The sequence below is a fragment of the Streptomyces sp. NPDC002853 genome, from assembly GCF_053591915.1.
Genome location: NZ_JBSFUS010000005.1, coordinates 166,668 through 186,117, shown reverse-complemented (window position 1 = coordinate 186,117; position 19,450 = coordinate 166,668). Strand labels below are relative to the sequence as shown.

The following is a 19,450-nucleotide window of genomic DNA, read 5'->3' as shown; positions in this document are numbered from 1 at the left end:
AATCGGGCACTGGTGCGGCCATGCGCATGGCGTTTACGGTCCCTGCATTTCCGCCACGGCACCGCGCACGGCGTGCTGCCGTCGACCAGGGAGCCGCCTGTGCCCAAGGAGCCATCTCCGTCCGTCACCGAGGTCGAGACGCACGGAGTCGAACGCATCCCGGACGCGGACCGTACGGCCGGCCCGCTCGACCTGTTCCGGCTGGCGTTCGGCGGCGCCAACACCTTCGCCACCTGCGTGCTCGGGGCGTTCCCGATCCTCTTCGGGCTCTCCTTCCGGCAGGGACTCGCGGCGATGCTCCTGGGGCTGCTCGTCGGCTCGCTGCTGCTCGCCCCGATGGCGGTGTTCGGGCCGCGCAACGGCACGAACAACGCCGTCTCCTCGTCGGCCCATCTGGGCGTGCACGGCAGGATCGTCGGTTCCTTCCTCTCCCTGCTCACCGCCGTGGCGTTCTTCTCGCTGTCGGTGTGGAGTTCGGGCGACGCGCTCATCGGCGGGGCGCACCGGCTGCTCGGCGTGCCGGAGAGCGACGTGGCCTACGGCTGCGCGTACGCGGTCTTCGCCGCTCTCGTCCTTGCCGTGTGCGTCTACGGCTTCCGCTTCATGCTGCTCGTCAACAAGGTCGCGGTGGTGGCGGCGACCCTGCTGTTCGTCCTCGGCCTCGTCGCCTTCGCGGGTGACTTCAACCCCTCGTACGCCGGGATCTTCACCCCGGACGCCGACCAGGCCACCCAGGACCTTTTCTGGCCGTCCTTCATCGGCGCCACGCTGATCGTGCTCTCCAACCCGGTCTCCTTCGGCGCCTTCCTGGGCGACTGGGCGCGCTACATCCCCGCCGAGACCCCGCGCCGCAAGGTGATGGGAGCGGCGTTCCTCTCGCAGGTCGCCACGGTCCTCCCGTTCGGCTTCGGCCTGGCGACGGCGGCGATCATCGCCGAACAGGCGCCCAAGTACATGGACCCGGCCGCCCCCAACTTCGTCGGCGGTCTCCTTGCGATCGCGCCCGGCTGGTACTTCCTGCCCGTCTGTCTGATCGCGCTGATCGGCGGCATGTCGACCGGGACCACCGCGCTGTACGGCACCGGCCTGGACTTCTCCTCGGTGTTCCCGCGGCTCAGCCGGGTGCGGGCCACCGTCCTGATCGGCGCCTTGTCCATCACGTTCATCTTCGTGGGCCGCTTCGGCTTCAACCTGGTCCAGGCGATCTCCACCTTCGCCACGATGATCATCACCTGCACCGTGCCGTGGATGATCGTCATGATGCTCGGCTACGTCACCCGGCGCGGCTGGTACGACCCCGAGGCGCTGCAGGTCTTCACGCGCCGGCAGCACGGCGGCCGCTACTGGTTCGCCCGTGGCTGGAACTGGCGCGGGATGGCGGCCTGGTGGACCGGCGCGGTGACCGGTGTCCTTTTCACCAACATCCCCGGACAGTTCGTCGGGCCGCTCGGCGACCTCGCGAACGGCGCCGACATCAGCCTCCCGCTGGGGGCGGCCGTCGCGGCGGTCGTCCACCTCGCCCTGCTCTCGGCGTTCCCGGAGCCGCGCGGGGTGTACGGACCCGAGGGGCCGCGCTGGGTGCGCGCGGCCGATACGCCGATCGCCCCGATCACCGGGCCGCCGGGCGCCGCCCACGAAGAGGCTGCCGCGCGGTCAACGAGCCGTCTCTAGCTCCCGCTTGAGGTTCTTCAGCGTCCGGTCGATGTTGCCGACCTGGAAGACCGCGAAGGTGCGGCCGCCCGTGGCCAGGCGGTCGAAGGCGTTGGCCACGAAGGTGGGCCAGGAACGCCTGTCGTCCGTCCACGTCTCGGTCACCTTGGTGCCGCCGTCACTGTCCTCGAAGCGGTACTCCCAGGTGGCGATGGGGGCACGCAGCCGGGGGCGCTTCAGTCCGATCGCGTGCACGCGAAAGGCGAAGCGCCGCCCCGGCTCGGCCTTGGTCACCGTGCAGCGGGTGGTCCAGCGGAACGGGCCGCGCTTGTTGTGCCCCTCGAAGACCAGTCCGACGGCGGTCGGCCCGTCGCCTCCGGGCACGGTCGCCCCCAGGTTCTCGGGGCTCCAGCGCCCCATCAGCGCGGGCTGGCTGACCTGCTCGTACACCGTCTGCGGTGACGCCCCGACCTGGATGCTTCGTGACACTGTGAACGTGCGGGTCATGACAACTCCGATCCTTGACCCGCGACCTTACTCACCAGTAGCTTGAATGTCAGCCCCCGGGCTCCCAGTGACTCAGACGAGGCCGGTGACCGTGACGGTGATCCGGGGCGTGCCCGGATCACCGGTCACCAGCCCGACGGCTTCGGCCGCCGCCGCGCGCACCGCTCGGGTCACGTCCAGGGTCCGGCGCCCCCGGTGCAGGACGACGTACACCTCCACGCTCCAGCCGCCGCCGTCCTTCTCGCGCCGGACCTGCACGCCCGCGGAGCCCGCCGGGGTGCTCGGAAGACCGCGCCTCAGCACGGCGGACGACCGCAGGAGGTCCGCGAGGCCCGGCCGCAGGAAGGCCACCCCCGCAGTGGCGAGGACCGCCTCTATGACGGCGTTCGCCACACCGCGCGAAACGTCTCGATCGCTCACCGCTGCCGCCCTTCCGCGCTGTCGTCATCCGCATCGTCGATGAGGTCGCTGATCGTCACGTCGACGACCGCGGTCCGCATCCCCAGTTCCTCGTCCACCGCTTGGAGGACCCGGGCCCGCACCCGGTCGGCGACCTCCGGCAGGTTCCACGGGAGCGGGACCTGCACCTCGACGCGGATCCTGACCGGCCCGCGCGCGAGGCGTCCCGCGGGCGCGGGGGCCGCGGCCTCGTCCAGCGGGCCGATGCGGCAGCTTCCCGCACGCACGCCCGGCAGGGACTCCGCGGCGGCCCGCACCGTCCTCGCCGCCGCGGCCTCCACGATCCAGGCGTCCTCGTCCTCGTCGCCCAGGGGCAGCGTCCTGCCCGGCCGCAGTTCCAGCCGCACCACGTCCATGACACGGCCGGTGAGCGCGGAGGTGTCCTGCTCGCGCGGTGCGGTGTCACGCGCCTCGGTGACGATCCCCTCCAGCTGCCGCAGGGCATCGAGGGCCTGCGCGCAGTGCGGGCAGCCGTCGGCGTGGGGGTCGGGCACGCCCGCCTCCCACTGTTCCCACACCTGCGACAACGCGCGCCCGCAGGGCAGCAGTTCGTCCTCGGGCAGCACCGCGAAGCCCGCCTCCCGCTCGTCGTCCGGTACGGATTCCCCGTTCATCGCCATGCGGCCATCGCCTCCGTCAGATAGCGCCGCGCCCGGAAGACACGGCCGCGGACCGCCTCCGTACTGATCCCGACCGTCCCTGCGATGGACTCGTACGACGCGCCGTCCAGCTCCCGCAGCACCCAGCACACCCGCTGCTCCGGCGAGAGGCCCTCCATCGCCCGCGCCAGGTCCGCCACCGCGGCATGCCCCTCGACCACCCGCGCGGGCGAGACCTCGTGCTCCGGAGCGGCCGGCTCGGGCAGCCCGTCGAGCGCCACGACAGGCCGCCGCGAGCGCAGCACGTTCAGGCAGCGATTGGTGACGATGCGGTAGATCCACGTGCCGAACTGCGCGTCCCTGCGGAACTCCGGCAGCTTGCGCCAGGCGCTGACGAAGGACTCCTGCACGGCGTCCTCCGCCTCCGGACGGCTCCCGAGCAGGCGCGTGGCCAGGCGCAGCGCCATCGGCGCGTGCCGGTGCACGAGGGCCTCGAAGGCCTCTTCGTCACCTTCCGCCGCCCGCACCGCGAGCAGTCCGTCGTCACGTCTGGCGGACGCGTCCGCCTCGTCGGCTGTTCCGCCCCGGTCGCCCGGCACACGCGGCTCCTCTCACTTCGGTCGTGCTCGTACGACACACGAAGGGCCCACCGCGTTACGCGGCCCAGGAAAGCTACCTCCCGGGCGAGGAAAATCCCGTGAGGCGCGTAACGGACCCGGGGTACTCGGGTCGGAGCAGAAGAAGAGCCCGACGATCCCGACGACTCCGAGGAGATGCCACCATGACGACGCAGGACCTCACTTCGAATACGGGCGCGCCCGGCAACACCGAGAAGGAACTCACCGGCGAGGCCCGCAGGAGCACGCCGGGAGCCATCACCGTCAGCGGAGTCACCGGCGCGGCCGAGCCGGCGGCGACGCGGGGCAAGACGTCCATCGCCGATGTCGTGGTGGTGAAGATCGCCGGCATGGCGGCCCGCGAGATCCCCGGCGTGTTCGACATGGGCGGCGGCCTGTCGCGCACCATCGGCGCCGTGCGCGACCGCGTGCCCGGCGGGCGCCCCAACGTCGGCCGCGGGGTGAAGGTCGAGGTCGGCGAGCGGCAGACGGCGATCGACCTCGACATCGTCGTGGAGTACGGCGTGCCCATCACGGACGTCGCCCACGACGTGCGCGAGAACGTCATCTCGGCGGTGGAGCGCATCACCGGCCTCGAGGTGGTCGAGGTGAACGTCGCCGTCAACGACGTCCATCTGCCCGAGGACGACAGCGCGGAATCCGGCGCCGAGACGCGCGTCGAGTAACACGCCGGTGGTCCAGGACATCCCCTTCTGTGGTGTGAGGTGAGTGGTGAGCACAGCTCTGGTCGGCCTGATGGCGGGCATGGCCCTGGGATTCGCCGGGTGGTTCGGCGGCTTCGGCGCGTTCCTGCTGGTCGCCGCGCTCGGCGCGGTCGGTTTCGTCCTGGGGCGTCTCGTCGACGACGGCACGGACATCCGCGCCTTCATCGGCGACCGTGACCGGGAGCGCCGATGACCACGCCCGCGGCGCAGCGGGGCACGACGACCGTCGCGGACCGCGCGGTGCGCCGCATCGCGGAGCGCGCCGCGACGGAGGCGCGGGTACCCGGCGCGGTCGAGGTCGGCAAAGGGTCGGCGGCCGTACGCGGCCGCCGTGCCCGGGTCGACGTCACCGTGACGCTGCCCTACCCCGCCGTGCTCGACGAGTCGGGCGAAAGCGTGCGTTCGCACGTGGCCGAGCGCACCGCCCGGCTCACCGGTCTCACCGTGTCCTCGGCGCGTATCCGTGTCCGGGGACTTTCGCGCAGCGAACTGTCCGCCGGGCAGCTCGCGCAGCCGGTGGAGGCCGCCGGGGTTCGTGCGCACCGGCCGTGGTCCCAACGCCGTCTGCCCGTAGGGATGTTGGCACTGCTAGCGGCCTCGGTCTGCGGGGTGCTGCTGTACGACGTGGTGTCGGTGCACGCCGCCGGGAACGCTCCCGCGCGGTGGCGGACCGACGCGATGGAATGGCTTTCCACGCACGGTCCGGACAGCGCCGCGACCACCGGCGTTCTCGCGGCGGTCGGTGTGTTCGCGCTCGGTGTGTGGCTGCTGGTCCTCGCCGTCACACCGGGCAGGCGAGGCGTCCTGCCGATGCGGCCGCCGCTGACGGGGGTACGCGCGGTCCTGGACCGCCGGGCGGTCGCGGTCCTCCTGCGGGATGCCGTGACCGACGTACCGGGCGTCGGCCGGATCCGGGTCAGGGTCGGCCGCCGTACGGCACGGGTGCGTGCCGGGCTCGGGTTCGGCGAAGTGGCGGGCGCACGGCGGGCGGTGGCCGAGGCAGCCGAGACGGCGACCACCGGCCTCGGCCTCGCGCGACCACTGCGGCTACGCGTACGACTGACGCCGGAACCCACTTGGCGCGCCCCGAGGGAGCCCACGAGCAGGCCCGACGAGGCGGAGAGGAGCACCCCCGATGAGCCGACTCCGTAACAGCACGAACCGCTCAGCTTTGTTCTGTGCGGCGGCAGTTGCGCTGTTCGCGGGAGCCGCGCTGGCGTCCGCGGCGGAGCCCGTCCGTGAGCGGCTGCCGGCGGCTGTGCCCCGTGTCGGTGCGGACCGGGTGTGGCTGGACGAGGAGGTGCTCGGCCGCTGGCGCGATCATGGCTGGTGGACGCCCGTCGTGATCGCCGCGCTCGCGGTCGGCGCCGTGCTGTTCCTCTGCTGGGCCGCGGCCCAGATCCGCACCGGGCGCCCGCGCGAACTGCCGCTCGGGCAACCGGGCGTCACGCTCTCGGCCAAGGCGCTGGCCTCCGTCATGGCCGACCGCGCCCGAGCGGTGGACGGCGTGGCCCGTGCCCACGTACGGCTGCTCGGGCGCCCCCGGCGGCTGCGCGCCCGCATCACGCTGGTCCTGGACCCCGACGGCTCCCCGGAGGCGGTGCTGCGCGAGCTCGCCGGGGGCACGGTCGCCGAGGCACGTGCGGCGGCGGCACCCCGCGTCCTGGAGGCCGACGTGCGCCTCACGACCCGGGCGCACCGGGCGCGCCGCATCCACTGAGCGGACTACAGGGCTTCCAGTGTGGTCCGGAGGTCCCCGGCGCGCGGACGGTTGTGCGGAAGCCTGGCGAGGACGGCGGCCATGCCACAGGTGTCGGTGACGGCGGAGAAGACCAGGCCGGCGCCGACACCCGCGGCCAGCCAGCGCGCGGGCCCGAAGCGGCTGCCCGCGGCGAGCCCGAGCACGACCAGGGACCCGGCGGCGAGCCGCACCTGGCGCTCCATCGGCCAGGCTGTCGGCGCCCCCTGGGAGGGGTGCAGGGGGTGGCCCTCCGCGGCCCAGGCCGTGGTGCCGCCGGCGAGGGTGGCGGCGGGGATGTCGGCGGCGGCCAGCTCGTCGCACGCGGAGGCGGAGCGGTTCCCGGAGGCGCAGACCATCAGGAGCTCGCCACGGGCGGCGACGGCCTTGAGCTCGGGCAGCGCCATGTGCAGGTGGTCGACGGGGATGTTGTGCGCGCCGGGGAGGTGACCGGAGGCGTACTCGCCGGGGGTGCGCACGTCGATGACGGTGTAGCGGTCCAGGCGTGCGGCCGCCTGCGCGGGCGCCAGATCGGTGGGGGGAGTCATGTGGTGCTGTCCTTTCGTTGAGCCAAGGCTCTCACCCTCGCAGGCTACAATACCCCCGGGGGTATTAACGGAGGGTGGCAGCGTGCAGCTTGAGATGGCGGCCGACGAGCTGAGGTCCGTGCTGAACCGGCTGCGCCGGGCACAGGGACAGATCGCCGGCATCATCAAGATGATCGAGGACGGCAGGGACTGCGAGGACGTGATCACGCAGTTGGCCGCGGTCTCCCGCGCGCTGGACCGGGCCGGTTTCGCGATCATCGCGACCGGACTCCAGCACTGCATGGCCGAGGGTGGGCAGTCCCCCGGCGACCGCGACGAGATGCGGGCCCGCCTGGAGAAGCTCTTCCTCTCGCTGGCCTGAGCTCCCGTCCCTGTGAGCGACGTCAGCCCTCCGCCGCACGGAAGCCTCCGCCGCCCCGGGGCAGGGGCGGCGGAGGCGATCGGGGCAGCGGTCCTCGTCAGCTCTTCGGCATCAGGACCGTGTCGACGATGTAGACCGTGGCGTTGGCCGTCGGGACGTTGCCGCAGACGACGTTCGACGTGTCGTTGACCTTGTACTCCGTGCCGGAGCCCGCGGTGGTGAGCTTGCTCTTCTCCAGCGTCTCGAAGGAGCCGTTCTCCAGCTGCTGCGGCGTCAGCTTCTCGCCCACCACGTGGTAGGTGAGGATCTTGGTCAGCTGGGCCTTGTCGTTGAGCACCTTGTCCAGGTCGGCCTTGGGGATCTTGGCGAAGGCGTCGTTGGTGGGCGCGAACACCGTGATGTTCTCGGCGTTGTTGAGGGTGTCCACCAGACCGGCCTTCTTGACCGCCGTGACCAGGGTGGACAGCTCGGGGTTGTTCGACGCCGCGGTGGCGACCGGGTCCTTCGCCATCCCGTCGAAGGAGCCCGCGCCGCTCTTCGGGACCGACGAACAGGCGGGCCCGAACGGCTCGTTCGCCGTCATGGCGTCGTCCGCCTCGGTCTGCTTGGCGCTGGGCGTGGAGTCCGCGGCCTTGGTGTCCTTGTCACCGCTGTCCGAGCAGGCCGTGAGGGCGACCGGCAGCACCGCCGCGGCGGCGACGACGACCGCGGCACGGCGGATTCGGGTGGAGTACATGGACATGGTCTTCTCCTTGATTCGTGCGTGCATGGGGGTGGCGGGGCGGCAGGCGGCATCAGGGCATGGGGACCACCGCCCGGCCGGGCGCGCCGTCGTGAGCGGTGCCGGCGGGCCGGGCGCCGAGCTCCGGGCGCACCGGCCCCGCGCGCCGTCCCCACGTCCTGCGTTCTTCGCTCACACAGGGAATTCGGCACGGCGCGGGCCGGGGATTGGTCACAGATCGACGTTCACCCGATCGGGCGGTCAGACCCCTCCGGTTGCCGGGCGCCCGCGGCCCTCAGGCGTCGCGGGCCTGCTCGAAACGGGCGCGGGCCTCGGCCAGTTCGACGACCGGGTCGGGGTAGTCGAGATCCGCCCGGTCGCGGTCCGGGAGCTTCCACGGCTCGTGGATGAACCGGTCGGGCACCTCCGCGAGTTCGGGCACCCAACGGCGTACGTAACCGCCGCCCGGGTCGAAACGCTTGCCCTGGATGACGGGGTTGAGGACCCGGTTGGGGCGGGTGTCGGTGCCGGTGCCCGCCGCCCACTGCCAGTTCATCTGGTTGTTGGCGATGTCGCCGTCCACCAGGAGGCTCAGGAAGTGCCTGGCGCCCACCCGCCAGTCGACGTAGAGGGTCTTGGTGAGGAAGCTGGCCACCACCAGACGCCCCCGGTTGTGCATCCAGCCCTCGTGGCGCAGCTGTCGCATCGCCGCGTCCACGAAGGGATAGCCGGTGCGCCCCTCGATCCAGGCGTTGATCTCCTTCTCGTTCGTGCGCCACCGGTCGCCGTGCGGGCGGTAGTCCCTGCCCGCCGCGTCCGGGCGGGCCGCGAGGACCTGGTGGTGGAAGTCCCGCCAGGCCAGCTGCCGTACGAACGCCTGCGCCCCCGGGGAGCCTTCACGGTTCGCCCCGTGGATGACCTCGGCCGCCGACACGGTGCCGAAGTGGAGGTGGGGCGAGAGCCGCGACGTCGCGTCACCGGCGACGTCGTCCTGGCCGTCCTCGTACCCTTCGATGCCGCCGGTCAGCCAGGCCCGCAGCAGCCGTCGTCCGGCGTCCTCGCCACCGGTGCCCAGCCCCGGCGAGACGCCGGTGATCTCCGCACGCGGCAGCACCGGGTCCGACTCCACGTCGGCGACCCGCACCTTGCGCGGGGCGCCCAGGGGGTCCCGTACCCCTTCCGACGCCCAGCGCCGGAAGTACGGGGTGAACACCGCGTAGTGGTCCTTGCCCGTCGGGAGCACCTCCCCCGGAGCGACGGCCGTGATGACCGCGTCGTGCACGACCAGTTCGCAGTCGGTGTCCTCCAGCGCGGACCGCAGCCGCTCCTCGCGCCGCGTCGCGTACCGGCTCACACCTCCCGAGACGTGCAGCCGCCGTGCCCCGGTCTCCTTCACCACCTGGCGGACCTGGTCGACGACATCACCGCTGCGGACCACGAGGCGGCCACCGCGTTTGCGGAGCCCCGAGTCGAGGTCCTCCAGGCAGTCCGCGAGAAAGGCACGCCGGTTCGGCACCGCGAAGCCGGTGGTCCGCACCCCCTCGTCGTACACGAACAGCGGGACGATCCGGTCCGCTTCGTTCAGGGCCGCCCGCAGCGGCGGATGGTCGTGCAGGCGCAGGTCGGAGGTGAACAGGACGATCGACACAGTCACTTTCTGCGGCTCCTCATGCCGTGGGGAAGTTCATCAGGGCCACCGGGTCGGACGTCGGCTCCTCGGAGCCGCCCGTCGGCTCCACGGTGATGCCGATGCCGGACGCCTGGTCGACCGGGCCGTCCAGGAGCACCGCCTCGGTGCTGCGGGCCGGACTCATCAGACCGGCCGAACGCATCGATCCGTCGTCGTTGAACCAGAGTTGGTAGACCTTGCCCGACGGCGGCTCGGGCATCCCGGCCGCCACGAAGGCGGCCTGGTTCCTGCTCTTGGCCACCACGACCGTGCCGGTCGCGCCGTCGGAGAGCTGCTTGGTCGAGGCCTTGGCGTCCGGCGCCGCGAGCACCTGGGCCAGCTGCTCGGTCTGGCGCCTCGCTTCCTGTTCGCGTCGGCCCGCCTCGTCGGCCCGCTCGTGCTGCCATACGGCGATGCCGCCGAACCCCGCGGCGGCCGCCAGGCACGCGGCGAGGGCGAAGCGGGACAGACGCCGGCCGGTGTTCGTGCCGCCGGTGGTCTTTCCCGGCGCGGACGTGGGCGGCGGCTGCTGGCGGACCGTGGCGATGCGCCGCAGCACATCGGCCCTCATGTCCGCGGGCGGGGCGACCGAGACGGCGCGGGCGAGCCGCCCCGCCGTCGCGGCCAGTTCCCGCACCTCCTGGGCGCAGGCCTCGCACACCTCCAGGTGCCGCTCGAACTCCGTGCGCTCCTCGTCCGAGAGAGCGTGCAGGACGTACGCACCCGTCAGCGTGTGCAGGTCGGCGGCGCTCATGCGCTCACCCCCAGGCAGTCGCGCAGCCTGATGAGCCCGTCGCGCAGCCGGGTCTTGACCGTCCCCAGGGGCACGGCGAGGAGCTCGCCGACCTCCCGGTAGGTCAGCCCCCGGTAGTAGGCCAGCGTCACCGACTGCCGCTGCAGTTCGGTCAGGGTGCGCAGACAGCGGCGCACCTGCTCGCGCTCCAGGCGCGTCTCCACCTGCTCGCTCACCTCGTCGAAAGCCGGGGTGCGTTCGAGCAGTGCCGCCTTGTGGTCGCGTGCGGCCGACGCCTGGACCGACCGCACACGGTCCACCGCCCTGCGGTGCGCCATCGTCAGGACCCAGTTCATGACACTCCCGCGCTCCTGCCGGTAGCGGGCGGCCGACCGCCACACCTCCACCAGCACTTCCTGGGCGACCTCTTCGGACTGGGCGGGGTCGCGCAGCACCGTGCGCACGAGTCCGAGGACGGGGGAGCAGATCGCGTCGTACAGCGAGGCGAAAGCCTGTTGGTCGCCGCGTGCCACCCTGCTGAGCAGCTCGGCGAGATCGGGACCCGCGGAGGGAGCTCCGCTGATGTGCACCACTTCGTTCACCCGGTGATCCTCCTGGACGCTGGTCGCCTTCAGAGGTGATTCGGAGCCGTTGCGCCGCCGGATTGCCCGTGGGTCACGATTTCTGGGTGATTTTGGCGGTGCGCTGTTCGGCCGTACGTGTGATGTTGCGGGCCATGCCGCCGAAGACGAGCGCGTGGAACGGTGAGACGCTCCACCAGTACGCGTGACCGAGGAGGCCGTGCGGGTGGAAGAGCGCCCGCTGCCGGTAGCGCGTGCGGCCCTTGTCGTCCTCGTCCGCGCGCATCTCGAGCCAGGCGAGGCCCGGCAGCCGCATCTCGGCCCGCAGCCGCAGCAGCCGTCCCGGTTCGAGCTCCTCGACGCGCCAGAAGTCCAGCGAGTCGCCCACCCGCAGCCGCTGGGCATCGCGGCGTCCCCGTCTGAGACCGACCCCGCCGACGAGCCGGTCGAGCCAGCCGCGTACCGCCCAGGCGAGCGGGAAGGAGTACCAGCCGTTGTCGCCCCCCACGCCCTCCACGACGCCCCACAGCGCCTGCGGCGAGGCGTCGACGGTCCGTTCCCTGCTGTCGGAGTAGAGGCTGCCGCCCGCCCAGGCCGGGTCGGTGGGCAGCGGGTCGCTGGGGGCGCCGGGCACCGACGCGGACGACCAGCGGGTGCTGACCTGGGCGTCCTTCACGCGTTCGAGGGCCAGTGAGAGCGCCCGGTCGAAGCTCATCGGGACGCCGGGGGCATCGGGCACGTACCGGGCGATGTCGTGCTCGTGGCAGATGACCTCATGGCGCAGGGACTCCGCGAGCGGCCGGGCGATCGAGGCCGGTACGGGGGTGATCAGGCCGACCCAGTGGCTGGAGAGGCCCGGGGAAAGCATGGGCACCGGCAGGATGAGGCGGTGCGGCAGCTTCGCCACGGCCGCGTACCTCTCCATCATGTCGCGGTAGGTGACGACGTCGGGGCCGCCGATGTCGAAGGTGCGGCTGACGTCGTCGGGCATGGTGGCGCTGCCCACGAGGTAGCGCAGAACGTCGCGCACGGCGATCGGCTGGATCCTGGTGCGCACCCAGCTCGGGGTGACCATCACCGGCAGGCGCTCGGTGAGGTAGCGCAGCATCTCGAAGGACGCGGAGCCGGAGCCGATGATCACGGCGGCGCGGAGCACGGTGGTCGGCACGCCGGACTCCATGAGGATCCGGCCCACTTCGGCCCGCGAGCGCAGATGCGGGGAAAGGTCCTGCTCCGGGATGCCCTCAGGGGTCAGACCGCCCAGGTAGACGATGCGCCGTACGCCCGCGGCGCGGGCCTGCTCGGCGAAGATCCGGGCCGCTTTCCGGTCCGTCTCCTCGAAGCCGGATCCGGTGCCGAGCGCGTGGATGAGGTAGTACGCGACGTCGATGTCCCGCATGGCTTCGCCGACCGACTCCGCGTCGGAGGCATCGCCCCGCACCACCTCGGCCCGCCCGGCCCAGGGGTAGTCGCGCAGCTTCCCCGGCGAGCGGGCCATGCACCGCACCTGGTGCCCCGCGTCGAGCAGTTCGGGAACGAGCCGCCCGCCGATGTACCCGGTCGCCCCGGTCACCAGACAGCTCAACCCCCGCGCGCCCGTGCCGCCGGCGCCACTTGCGCCACTGCCGCCACTCGCGCCGCCGTCGCCGCTGTTCATGGGAGCCTCCGGCCTCGAACGATGTCCTCGCCTCCCCACCTTCCCCCGGATGTGGCCCGTAGCGCGCGATCAGCACACTCGGCGGGGTGCGGCGGGCGGCCGTGCGGTGCTCTCACGCAGGACGAGCCGCGTGGGCACCAGCGTGGTGCCGCGCTCCGGGGCGCTCTGCCGCATCTGTCGCAGGACACCCTCGACGCAGCGGCGCCCGACTTCGGCGAAGTCCTGGTGGACGGTCGTCAGGGGAGGCAGGAAGGAGCCGGACTCGGGGATGTCGTCGAAGCCGATGACGCTGACGTCCTGCGGAACCCTGCGCCCTCGCTCGTGCAGGGCGCGCAGCAGGCCCAGTGCCATCTGGTCGTTGGCCGCGAACACCGCCGTGCAGTCCTCCTGGTCGGCGATCCCCAGACCTGCCCGGTAGCCCGACTCCGCCGACCAGTCGCCGCGCACCAGGGGCGGCACGGCGCATCCGGCGGCTTCGAGCGTCGCGTGCCAGGCGTCGGCGCGGCGTTGCGCGGCGTAGGAGTCCTCGGGCCCGGCGAGGTGCCAGACGGTCCGGTGGCCGAGGTCGAGCAGGTGCCGTACGGCGTCGCGGGTGCCGCCCGCCTGGTCGGTGTCGACGACGGTGTAGCGCTCCCCGGCGTCCGAGTCGGCCACGACGACCTGGACATGGGGCGGCAGGGAGAGGGCCGCCGCGTCGAGGAGGTGCTTTTCCATGATGACGATGACGGCGTCGACGGCGAGTTCCCCGAGGCGGGAGAAGGCGCCGCGCACCTCGTCCTGGGTGGGGACGGCGACGGGGAGCAGGGTGACGGCGTACCCCTCCTGTGCGGCGGAGGTGGCGATCGCGTCGATGGTGCGTACGTTGCCGGTGGTGGAGAGGGTGAAGGTGATCAGGCCGATGGTGCGGAACTCGCCGCGTTTGAGGGCGCGGGCCGCGCTGTTGGGCCGGTAGCCGAGCTCCTTCATGGCGGCGAGCACCTGCTGCCGGGTCTCTTCGTTGACGCCCGGGAACCCGTTGGAGACGCGGGAGACGGTCTGTGAGGAGACGCCGGCGAGCCGGGCCACGTCGGCCATGGACGCGCTCTGCCCGCGGCGCGTGGCCCGCTCGCGTCCGCCCGGGGTGCCGCTCGCCGAAGTGTTCCGTGTCGCTTCCACTGTCTCCCTCGCCGCGTGTCCCGGTCTTCCCGGACGACCCTTGACCGTCGCCATCGGGGCAGTGTAGACATTCCGCCACCGAATGTTTACGTAAACATAACACCTCGCGATGCTCGGCTGATGCCCTTGCCGCAGCGCGATGTTTACGCAAACATCGCGCCACCGGCACCTGCCACCTGCCCGCCTGCTCCGAGATGGACGAGTGAGATGGACGAGCGAGGAACGACATGACGACGCTTCACCTGCAGCGGTCCGCCGAGCGGCGTCCCGCCCGGCCCCCGGCACCGGGGAACCTCCGTTCCTGGACGGGCTGGGGGTTCATCGGCCCCTTCGTGGCGGTGTTCGCCCTGGTCTTCCTCGCCCCCCTCGCGTACTCGGTCTATCTGAGCCTCTTCCGCGACCAACTCATCGGCGGCACCACGTTCGTGGGCCTCGACAACTACCAGCAGGCCCTGACCGACAGCCAGTTCTGGGCGTCCCTGGGCCGGGTGTCACTGTTCCTCGCGGTCCAGGTCCCGATCATGCTGGGCATCGCCCTGCTGGTGGCACTCGCCCTGGACAGCGGCCGCCTCTACGGCAAGGACTTCTTCCGGATCTCGGTCTTCCTGCCCTACGCCGTCCCCGCCGTGGTGGCCTCGCTGATGTGGGGCTTCATGTACGGCACGCGCTTCGGCCTCGTGAGCGACATCAACGACGCCCTGGGCGTCTCACTGCCCGACCCGCTCTCCCCCGGCCTGGTCCTCGCGTCGATCGGCAACATCGTCACCTGGGAGTTCGTGGGCTACAACATGCTGATCTTCTACTCCGCGCTCCGCGTCGTCCCGCACTCCCTGTACGAGGCCGCGGAGATCGACGGCGCCGGTCAGATCCGCGTGATCACGGCCATCAAGCTCCCGGCGATCCGCGGCGCCCTGATCATCGCGACGATCTTCTCGATCATCGGCAGCTTCCAGCTGTTCAACGAACCGAGCATCCTGCAGAACCTCGCGCCCAACGCCATCACCACCGACTACACCCCGAACCTCTACACGTACTCGCTGTCCTTCGCGGGACAGCAGCAGAACTACTCCGCGACGGTCGCCATCGTCATGGGCCTGATCACCATGGTCATCGCCTACGTCGTCCAACTGCGCGGCATGCGCAAGGGAGCGTGACCCGATGACCGGACCGAGCAGCCCCGTCACCACCGCTCCCCCGACCGTCCCCGCACCGGCTCGCAGCCGGGGCGCCGCACCCCGGCTGCGGACACCCCGCGTCCGCACCTCCCGGCCGCACACCGCGGGCCGGCCCCGGCGCAGCGTCCTGCTCACCGTGCTCACCGGCCTGGTCCTGCTCTACAGCCTGGTACCGCTGCTGTGGCTGGTCATCAGCGCCACCAAGACCCAGGAGGGTCTCGCCGGTTCGTTCGGCCTGTGGTTCGGCGGGGAGTTCGCCCTGTGGGACAACATCAGCTCGACGTTCACCTACGACGATGGCGTCTTCACCCGCTGGTTCCTGAACACTTTGCTCTACGTCGTGGTCGGCGCCGGGGGCGCCACCTTCCTCGCGGTCCTGGGCGGCTACGCCCTCGCGAAGTTCGACTTCCCCGGCAAACGCGCCGTCTTCGCCGTCGTCATCGGCGCCGTCGCCGTACCAGGTACGGCTCTGGCGGTGCCCACCTTCCTGATGTTCAGCAAGATGGGCCTGACCGACACCCCCTGGGCCGTCCTGATCCCCTCGCTCATCTCGCCCTTCGGCCTCTACCTGATGTGGGTGTTCGCCACCGAGGCCATCCCCACCGAGCTGATGGAGGCCGCCCGCATCGACGGGGCGAGCGAGCTGCGCACCTTCTTCCAGGTCGCCCTGCCGTTGCTCGCACCCGGCACCGTGACCGTCCTGCTCTTCACGATGGTCGCGACCTGGAACAACTACTTCCTGCCGCTGATCATGCTCAAGGACCCCGACTGGTACCCGCTGACCCTGGGCCTCGACAGCTGGAACGCCCAGGCCGCGACAGCGGGCGGCGATCCCGTCTTCCATCTCGTGATCACCGGTTCGCTGATCACCGTCCTGCCTCTGATCGCCGCGTTCCTGCTGCTCCAGAAGTACTGGCAGTCCGGCCTCGCCGCCGGAAGCGTCAAGGAGTAGCGCCCGCAAGCCAGTTGACCCCGCCCCGCCCACTCCATGTAAGCCACGAAGAAGTGGAAGCATCGCCATGCCCCAGAACACCCGCCGCCTGCTGCGCGGCATAGGTATCGTCTGCGCCCTCACCCTGGGGGCGACCGCCTGCGGCGGCTCCGACGACGACGGATCCGACCAGAAGCAGGTCTCGTCGGCGGACATCGAGGCGGCCCTGAAGAAGGGCGGCAAGGTCAAGGTGTGGGCATGGGAGCCCACCCTGAAGAAGGTCGTCACGGACTTCGAGAAGGAACACCCCGCCGTGGACGTCGAGTTGGTGAACGCCGGCACCAACAAGGACCAGTACACGGCCCTGCAGAACGCCATCTCGGCCAAGAAGGGCGTCCCCGACGTCGCCCAGGTCGAGTACTACGCGCTGGGTCAGTACGCCCTCACCAAGGACATCACCGACCTGACCCCCTTCGGCGCGGACAAGCTCGCCGAGTCCTACTCGCCGGGCCCCTGGAACGCGGTGAAGTCCGGTGACGGCGTCTACGCCCTGCCGATGGACTCCGGCCCCATGGCCCTCTTCTACAACAAGAAGGTCTTCGACAAGCACAAGATCAAGGTGCCGACGACCTGGGACGAGTACCTCCAGGCGGCCCGCAAGCTGCACAAGGCCGACCCGAAGGCCTACATCGCCAGCGACACGGGAGACGCGGGTCTGACCACCAGCCTGCTGTGGCAGGCCGGTTCGCGCCCCTACAAGGTAGACGGCACCAAGGTGGGCATCGACTTCTCCGACAAGGGCGCCCGCGCCTACACCGAGATCTGGCAGAAGCTCATCGACGAGAAGCTGGTCGCGTCGATCAACCCCTGGACCGACGAGTGGTACAAGTGCTTTGCCGACGGCACCGTCGCGACCCTGCCCACCGGCGCCTGGATGCCCGCCAACTTCGCCTCCGGCGTGAAGGAGGCAGCCGGCGACTGGCGCGCGGCTCCTCTGCCGCAGTGGACCGCGGGTGACAAGGCGAGCGCCGAGAACGGCGGCAGTTCACTGGCCCTGCCGGAGCTCGGCAAGAACAAGGAACTCGCCTACGCCTTCGTCGAGTACGCCAACTCCGGCAAGGGCGTGCAGACCCGCATCAAGGAAGGCGCCTTCCCGGCGACCACCAAGGACCTCGAGTCCAAGGCGTTCCAGAACACCGAGTTCCCGTACTTCGGCGGACAGAAGGCCAACAAGGTCTTCGCCGAGTCCGCGGCGAACGTCGCCGACGACTGGAACTACCTGCCCTACCAGGTGTACGCCAACTCGATCTTCAACGACACCGCGGGGAAGGCCTACGTCTCCGGCACCCCCCTGTCCAAGGGCCTGAAGTCCTGGCAGGACGCCTCGGTCAAGTACGGCTCCGAGCAGGGCTTCAGCATCCAGAAGTGACGCGGCCCAGTCGTACCCCGTACCCCGTACCCCATCATCGCCCCCGAGCAACACACCGGAAGGACCACCATGCCCCCCACCCTCCCGTCCCGGCTGCTGCGCGGACCGGACGGTGACACCTCCCCCCGGCTCGCGTACGGCGCCGACTACAACCCCGAGCAGTGGCCGCGCGCGGTCTGGGAGGAGGACGTCCGGCTGATGCGCGAGGCCGGCGTCAACATCGTCTCCGTGGGGATCTTCTCCTGGGCCCGCGTCCAACCGGACGCCGACACCTGGGACTTCGCGTGGCTCGACGAGGTCATGGACCTCCTGCACGCGGGCGGCATCGGGGTCGACCTGGCCACCGCCACCGCGTCCCCGCCGCCCTGGCTCACCGCGGCGCACCCGGAGATCCTCCCGGTGACCGCCTCCGGTGAGACGGTGTGGCCGGGGGCGCGGCAGCACTGGCGGCCGACGTCGGCCGTCTTTAGGGAGCACGCGCTGCGCCTGGTGCGCGAGATGGCCACGCGCTACGCCGAACATCCGGCCCTCGTGGCCTGGCACGTCTCCAACGAGCTGGGCTGCCACAACATCTACGACTACTCCGACGACGCGGCCCGCGCCTTCCGCGACTGGCTGCGCACCCGCTACACCACCCTCGACGGCCTCAACCACGCCTGGGGCACGGCGTTTTGGGCGCAGCGCTACAGCGACTGGGAGCAGATCCTGCCGCCGCGGCTCGCGGCATCGCATCCGAACCCCACCCAGCAGCTGGACTTCAAGCGGTTCTCCTCGGACGCGCTCAAGGAGTACCTGCGCGCCGAGCGTGACGTGCTGCGCGAACTCACCCCGGAGGTGCCCGTCACCACGAACTTCATGGTGATGGGCGGCACCAAGGGCATGGACTACGCCGACTGGGCCCGCGAGATCGACTTCGTCTCGAACGACCACTACGTCGTGCCGGGGCCGCAGGCCCGGGACGAGCTGTCCTTCTCCGCCAACCTCACCAGCTCCATCGCGGGCCACCGCCCGTGGTTCCTCATGGAGCACTCCACGAGTGCCGTCAACTGGCAGCCCGTCAACCTGGCCAAGCGCGACGGCGACCTGGCCCGCGACTCCCTGCTGCACGTCGCGCACGGCGCCGACGCGGTGTGCTTCTTCCAGTGGCGCCAGTCGGCGGCCGGTGCCGAGAAGTACCACTCGGCGATGGTGCCGCACGCCGGCGCCGACAGCGAGGTGTTCCGTGCCGTGACCGCCCTGGGGCGGACCCTGAAGGCGCTGGCACCCGTGGCGGGGGCCGCGCGCGAACCGGCGCGCGTGGCCGTCCTCTTCGACTGGGACTCGTGGTGGGCGAGCGAGCAGGACTCCCACCCCACCTCCCGTCTCGACTATCACCAGGAAGCGCTCGACTGGTACTCCGCGCTCCTCGCCCTCGGCGTCCGCGCCGACGTCGTCACCACCCGCACCGACATCACCTCGTACGACGTCCTGATCGCACCCGTGCTGCACGTGGTCCCCGAGGCGCTCGCCAAGGAACTCACGCGCTACGTCGAGGGCGGCGGCCATCTGGTCACGACCTACTTCTCCGGCATCGTCGACGAGAACGACCACATCTGGCTCGGCGGTTATCCGGGGGCGCTGCGCGAGCTGCTCGGCATCCGCGTCGAGGAGTTCGGGCCGCTGCTCGCCGATGACACGGTCGCGCTGGACAACGCCACCACGGGCACGGTGTGGACCGACCGGATCACCGTCACGGGACCGGAGGTACAGGTGCTCGCCCGCTACCGCAGCGGCGCCCACGCCGAACGTCCCGCCGTCACCCGCCGTGCCGCGGGCCGCGGTTCGGCGGCGTATGTCTCCACCCGGCTCGGCGCGGACGGCCTCACCGCCCTGCTGCCGGAGCTTCTCGCCGCGGCCGGTGTCGAGAGCGAACTGCCCGCCCCCGCACGTGGGCGCGTCGAGCTCGCCGTGCGCCGTGACGCCGAAGCCCGCTATCTGTTCCTGGTCAACCGGACCGACCAGACCGTGCCACTGCCCGGCCTGACCGGTGAGGTCCTCATCGGTCACACCCCGGATGCCGCCGAGGGCGGTCTCGTCCTGCCGCCCAGGGAAGTCGCCGTCCTGCGACAGCCCGCCCCCTGACACCCCTCCCGTTCCTCCTGTACAGCGCCACCCCGTCCACGGGGCGTGCCGTCCTGCCCTGACGCGGCACGGCA

Annotated in this window: 21 protein-coding genes; 10 read left to right on the top strand and 11 right to left on the bottom strand. The window is 71.3% G+C overall.

What is annotated here, in order from left to right:
* Positions 1-99: 99 nt before the first annotated feature.
* Positions 100-1,671: a purine-cytosine permease family protein gene (locus tag ACWD02_RS15145; protein WP_451209678.1), complete on the top strand. Its 1,572-nt coding sequence runs from the start codon at positions 100-102 to the stop codon at positions 1,669-1,671.
* On the opposite strand, the gene ACWD02_RS15140 is transcribed toward ACWD02_RS15145, so the two are convergent.
* The 4 genes from ACWD02_RS15140 to ACWD02_RS15125 all read right to left on the bottom strand — a co-directional run bounded on the left by ACWD02_RS15140 (position 1,654) and on the right by ACWD02_RS15125 (position 3,814).
* Positions 1,654-2,157, bottom strand: a complete 504-nt coding sequence (locus ACWD02_RS15140; protein WP_451209676.1) for an SRPBCC family protein — start codon at positions 2,155-2,157, stop codon at positions 1,654-1,656. The genes ACWD02_RS15145 and ACWD02_RS15140 overlap by 18 nt on opposite strands.
* Positions 2,158-2,229: 72 nt before the next feature.
* Positions 2,230-2,577: a hypothetical protein gene (locus tag ACWD02_RS15135; protein ID WP_451209673.1), complete on the bottom strand. Its 348-nt coding sequence runs from the start codon at positions 2,575-2,577 to the stop codon at positions 2,230-2,232.
* Positions 2,574-3,236, bottom strand: coding sequence for an Asp23/Gls24 family envelope stress response protein (locus ACWD02_RS15130; protein ID WP_451209670.1), 663 nt, complete (start codon positions 3,234-3,236; stop codon positions 2,574-2,576). The genes ACWD02_RS15135 and ACWD02_RS15130 overlap by 4 nt, the downstream gene beginning before the upstream one ends.
* Complete coding sequence (locus ACWD02_RS15125; RefSeq protein WP_451209668.1) at positions 3,227-3,814, bottom strand: RNA polymerase sigma factor; 588 nt, start codon at positions 3,812-3,814, stop codon at positions 3,227-3,229. The genes ACWD02_RS15130 and ACWD02_RS15125 overlap by 10 nt, the downstream gene beginning before the upstream one ends.
* A 182-nt stretch (positions 3,815-3,996) precedes the next feature.
* On the opposite strand from ACWD02_RS15125, the gene ACWD02_RS15120 reads away from it, so the two are divergent.
* Genes ACWD02_RS15120 through ACWD02_RS15105 form a run of 4 tightly spaced genes read left to right on the top strand, consistent with a single transcriptional unit; the run spans position 3,997 to position 6,277 of the window.
* Entirely contained in the window at positions 3,997-4,518 is a 522-nt protein-coding gene (locus ACWD02_RS15120; RefSeq protein WP_451209665.1) for an Asp23/Gls24 family envelope stress response protein, read from the top strand.
* A gap of 46 nt (positions 4,519-4,564) precedes the next feature.
* Positions 4,565-4,750, top strand: a complete 186-nt coding sequence (locus ACWD02_RS15115) for a hypothetical protein (protein ID WP_451209662.1) — start codon at positions 4,565-4,567, stop codon at positions 4,748-4,750.
* Positions 4,747-5,709: a DUF6286 domain-containing Asp23/Gls24 family envelope stress response protein gene (locus ACWD02_RS15110; RefSeq protein WP_451209660.1), complete on the top strand. Its 963-nt coding sequence runs from the start codon at positions 4,747-4,749 to the stop codon at positions 5,707-5,709. The genes ACWD02_RS15115 and ACWD02_RS15110 overlap by 4 nt, the downstream gene beginning before the upstream one ends.
* Complete coding sequence (locus ACWD02_RS15105; protein WP_451209657.1) at positions 5,693-6,277, top strand: hypothetical protein; 585 nt, start codon at positions 5,693-5,695, stop codon at positions 6,275-6,277. Before ACWD02_RS15110 ends, ACWD02_RS15105 begins: the two co-directional genes overlap by 17 nt.
* A 5-nt stretch (positions 6,278-6,282) precedes the next feature.
* Here ACWD02_RS15105 and ACWD02_RS15100 read toward each other — a convergent pair whose 3' ends face one another.
* Entirely contained in the window at positions 6,283-6,843 is a 561-nt protein-coding gene (locus tag ACWD02_RS15100) for a rhodanese-like domain-containing protein (protein WP_451209654.1), read from the bottom strand.
* 82 nt (positions 6,844-6,925) lie between these two features.
* On the opposite strand from ACWD02_RS15100, the gene ACWD02_RS15095 reads away from it, so the two are divergent.
* Positions 6,926-7,204 (top strand): metal-sensitive transcriptional regulator, encoded by a 279-nt coding sequence (locus tag ACWD02_RS15095; protein WP_451209651.1) that lies wholly within the window; start codon positions 6,926-6,928, stop codon positions 7,202-7,204.
* A gap of 97 nt (positions 7,205-7,301) precedes the next feature.
* Here the strand turns inward: ACWD02_RS15095 and ACWD02_RS15090 are convergent, their stop codons facing one another.
* The 6 genes from ACWD02_RS15090 to ACWD02_RS15065 all read right to left on the bottom strand — a co-directional run bounded on the left by ACWD02_RS15090 (position 7,302) and on the right by ACWD02_RS15065 (position 13,639).
* Entirely contained in the window at positions 7,302-7,940 is a 639-nt protein-coding gene (locus tag ACWD02_RS15090; protein ID WP_451210778.1) for a fasciclin domain-containing protein, read from the bottom strand.
* A gap of 280 nt (positions 7,941-8,220) precedes the next feature.
* Positions 8,221-9,579: a cryptochrome/photolyase family protein gene (locus ACWD02_RS15085; protein WP_451209648.1), complete on the bottom strand. Its 1,359-nt coding sequence runs from the start codon at positions 9,577-9,579 to the stop codon at positions 8,221-8,223.
* A 13-nt stretch (positions 9,580-9,592) separates the two neighbouring features.
* On the bottom strand, positions 9,593-10,348 hold the full coding sequence (locus tag ACWD02_RS15080) for an anti-sigma factor (protein WP_451209645.1): 756 nt from the start codon (positions 10,346-10,348) through the stop codon (positions 9,593-9,595).
* Complete coding sequence (locus ACWD02_RS15075; protein ID WP_451209642.1) at positions 10,345-10,929, bottom strand: sigma-70 family RNA polymerase sigma factor; 585 nt, start codon at positions 10,927-10,929, stop codon at positions 10,345-10,347. Before ACWD02_RS15075 ends, ACWD02_RS15080 begins: the two co-directional genes overlap by 4 nt.
* A 73-nt stretch (positions 10,930-11,002) precedes the next feature.
* Positions 11,003-12,565, bottom strand: coding sequence for an SDR family oxidoreductase (locus ACWD02_RS15070; RefSeq protein WP_451209639.1), 1,563 nt, complete (start codon positions 12,563-12,565; stop codon positions 11,003-11,005).
* A 69-nt stretch (positions 12,566-12,634) separates the two neighbouring features.
* Positions 12,635-13,639: a LacI family DNA-binding transcriptional regulator gene (locus ACWD02_RS15065; RefSeq protein ID WP_451210775.1), complete on the bottom strand. Its 1,005-nt coding sequence runs from the start codon at positions 13,637-13,639 to the stop codon at positions 12,635-12,637.
* Between the two features lie 308 nt (positions 13,640-13,947).
* Between ACWD02_RS15065 and ACWD02_RS15060 the strand changes: the two genes are divergently transcribed.
* From ACWD02_RS15060 to ACWD02_RS15045, 4 genes are all read left to right on the top strand, one after another.
* On the top strand, positions 13,948-14,874 hold the full coding sequence (locus ACWD02_RS15060; protein ID WP_451209637.1) for a carbohydrate ABC transporter permease: 927 nt from the start codon (positions 13,948-13,950) through the stop codon (positions 14,872-14,874).
* Between the two features lie 4 nt (positions 14,875-14,878).
* The gene (locus ACWD02_RS15055) at positions 14,879-15,847 is read left to right on the top strand and encodes a carbohydrate ABC transporter permease (RefSeq protein WP_451209634.1); all 969 of its coding nucleotides are present in this window, start codon (positions 14,879-14,881) and stop codon (positions 15,845-15,847) included.
* A 67-nt stretch (positions 15,848-15,914) separates the two neighbouring features.
* Entirely contained in the window at positions 15,915-17,255 is a 1,341-nt protein-coding gene (locus tag ACWD02_RS15050) for an ABC transporter substrate-binding protein (RefSeq protein ID WP_451209631.1), read from the top strand.
* A gap of 69 nt (positions 17,256-17,324) precedes the next feature.
* The gene (locus ACWD02_RS15045; RefSeq protein ID WP_451209628.1) at positions 17,325-19,376 is read left to right on the top strand and encodes a beta-galactosidase; all 2,052 of its coding nucleotides are present in this window, start codon (positions 17,325-17,327) and stop codon (positions 19,374-19,376) included.
* Positions 19,377-19,450 lie beyond the last annotated feature (74 nt).

Bases quoted from the DNA above. Each gene is read 5' to 3' on its own strand.
- ACWD02_RS15100 (WP_451209654.1), bottom strand. From the start codon at position 6,843: ATGACTCCCCCCACCGATCTGGCGCCCGCGCAGGCGGCCGCACGCCTG.
- ACWD02_RS15070 (WP_451209639.1), bottom strand. From the start codon at position 12,565: ATGAACAGCGGCGACGGCGGCGCGAGTGGCGGCAGTGGCGCAAGTGGC.
- ACWD02_RS15105 (WP_451209657.1), top strand. From the start codon at position 5,693: ATGAGCCGACTCCGTAACAGCACGAACCGCTCAGCTTTGTTCTGTGCG.
- ACWD02_RS15080 (WP_451209645.1), bottom strand. From the start codon at position 10,348: ATGAGCGCCGCCGACCTGCACACGCTGACGGGTGCGTACGTCCTGCAC.
- ACWD02_RS15055 (WP_451209634.1), top strand. From the start codon at position 14,879: ATGACCGGACCGAGCAGCCCCGTCACCACCGCTCCCCCGACCGTCCCC.
- ACWD02_RS15110 (WP_451209660.1), top strand. From the start codon at position 4,747: ATGACCACGCCCGCGGCGCAGCGGGGCACGACGACCGTCGCGGACCGC.
- ACWD02_RS15090 (WP_451210778.1), bottom strand. From the start codon at position 7,940: ATGTACTCCACCCGAATCCGCCGTGCCGCGGTCGTCGTCGCCGCCGCG.
- ACWD02_RS15120 (WP_451209665.1), top strand. From the start codon at position 3,997: ATGACGACGCAGGACCTCACTTCGAATACGGGCGCGCCCGGCAACACC.
- ACWD02_RS15060 (WP_451209637.1), top strand. From the start codon at position 13,948: ATGACGACGCTTCACCTGCAGCGGTCCGCCGAGCGGCGTCCCGCCCGG.
- ACWD02_RS15140 (WP_451209676.1), bottom strand. From the start codon at position 2,157: ATGACCCGCACGTTCACAGTGTCACGAAGCATCCAGGTCGGGGCGTCA.
- ACWD02_RS15065 (WP_451210775.1), bottom strand. From the start codon at position 13,639: ATGGCCGACGTGGCCCGGCTCGCCGGCGTCTCCTCACAGACCGTCTCC.
- ACWD02_RS15050 (WP_451209631.1), top strand. From the start codon at position 15,915: ATGCCCCAGAACACCCGCCGCCTGCTGCGCGGCATAGGTATCGTCTGC.
- ACWD02_RS15130 (WP_451209670.1), bottom strand. From the start codon at position 3,236: ATGGCGATGAACGGGGAATCCGTACCGGACGACGAGCGGGAGGCGGGC.
- ACWD02_RS15045 (WP_451209628.1), top strand. From the start codon at position 17,325: ATGCCCCCCACCCTCCCGTCCCGGCTGCTGCGCGGACCGGACGGTGAC.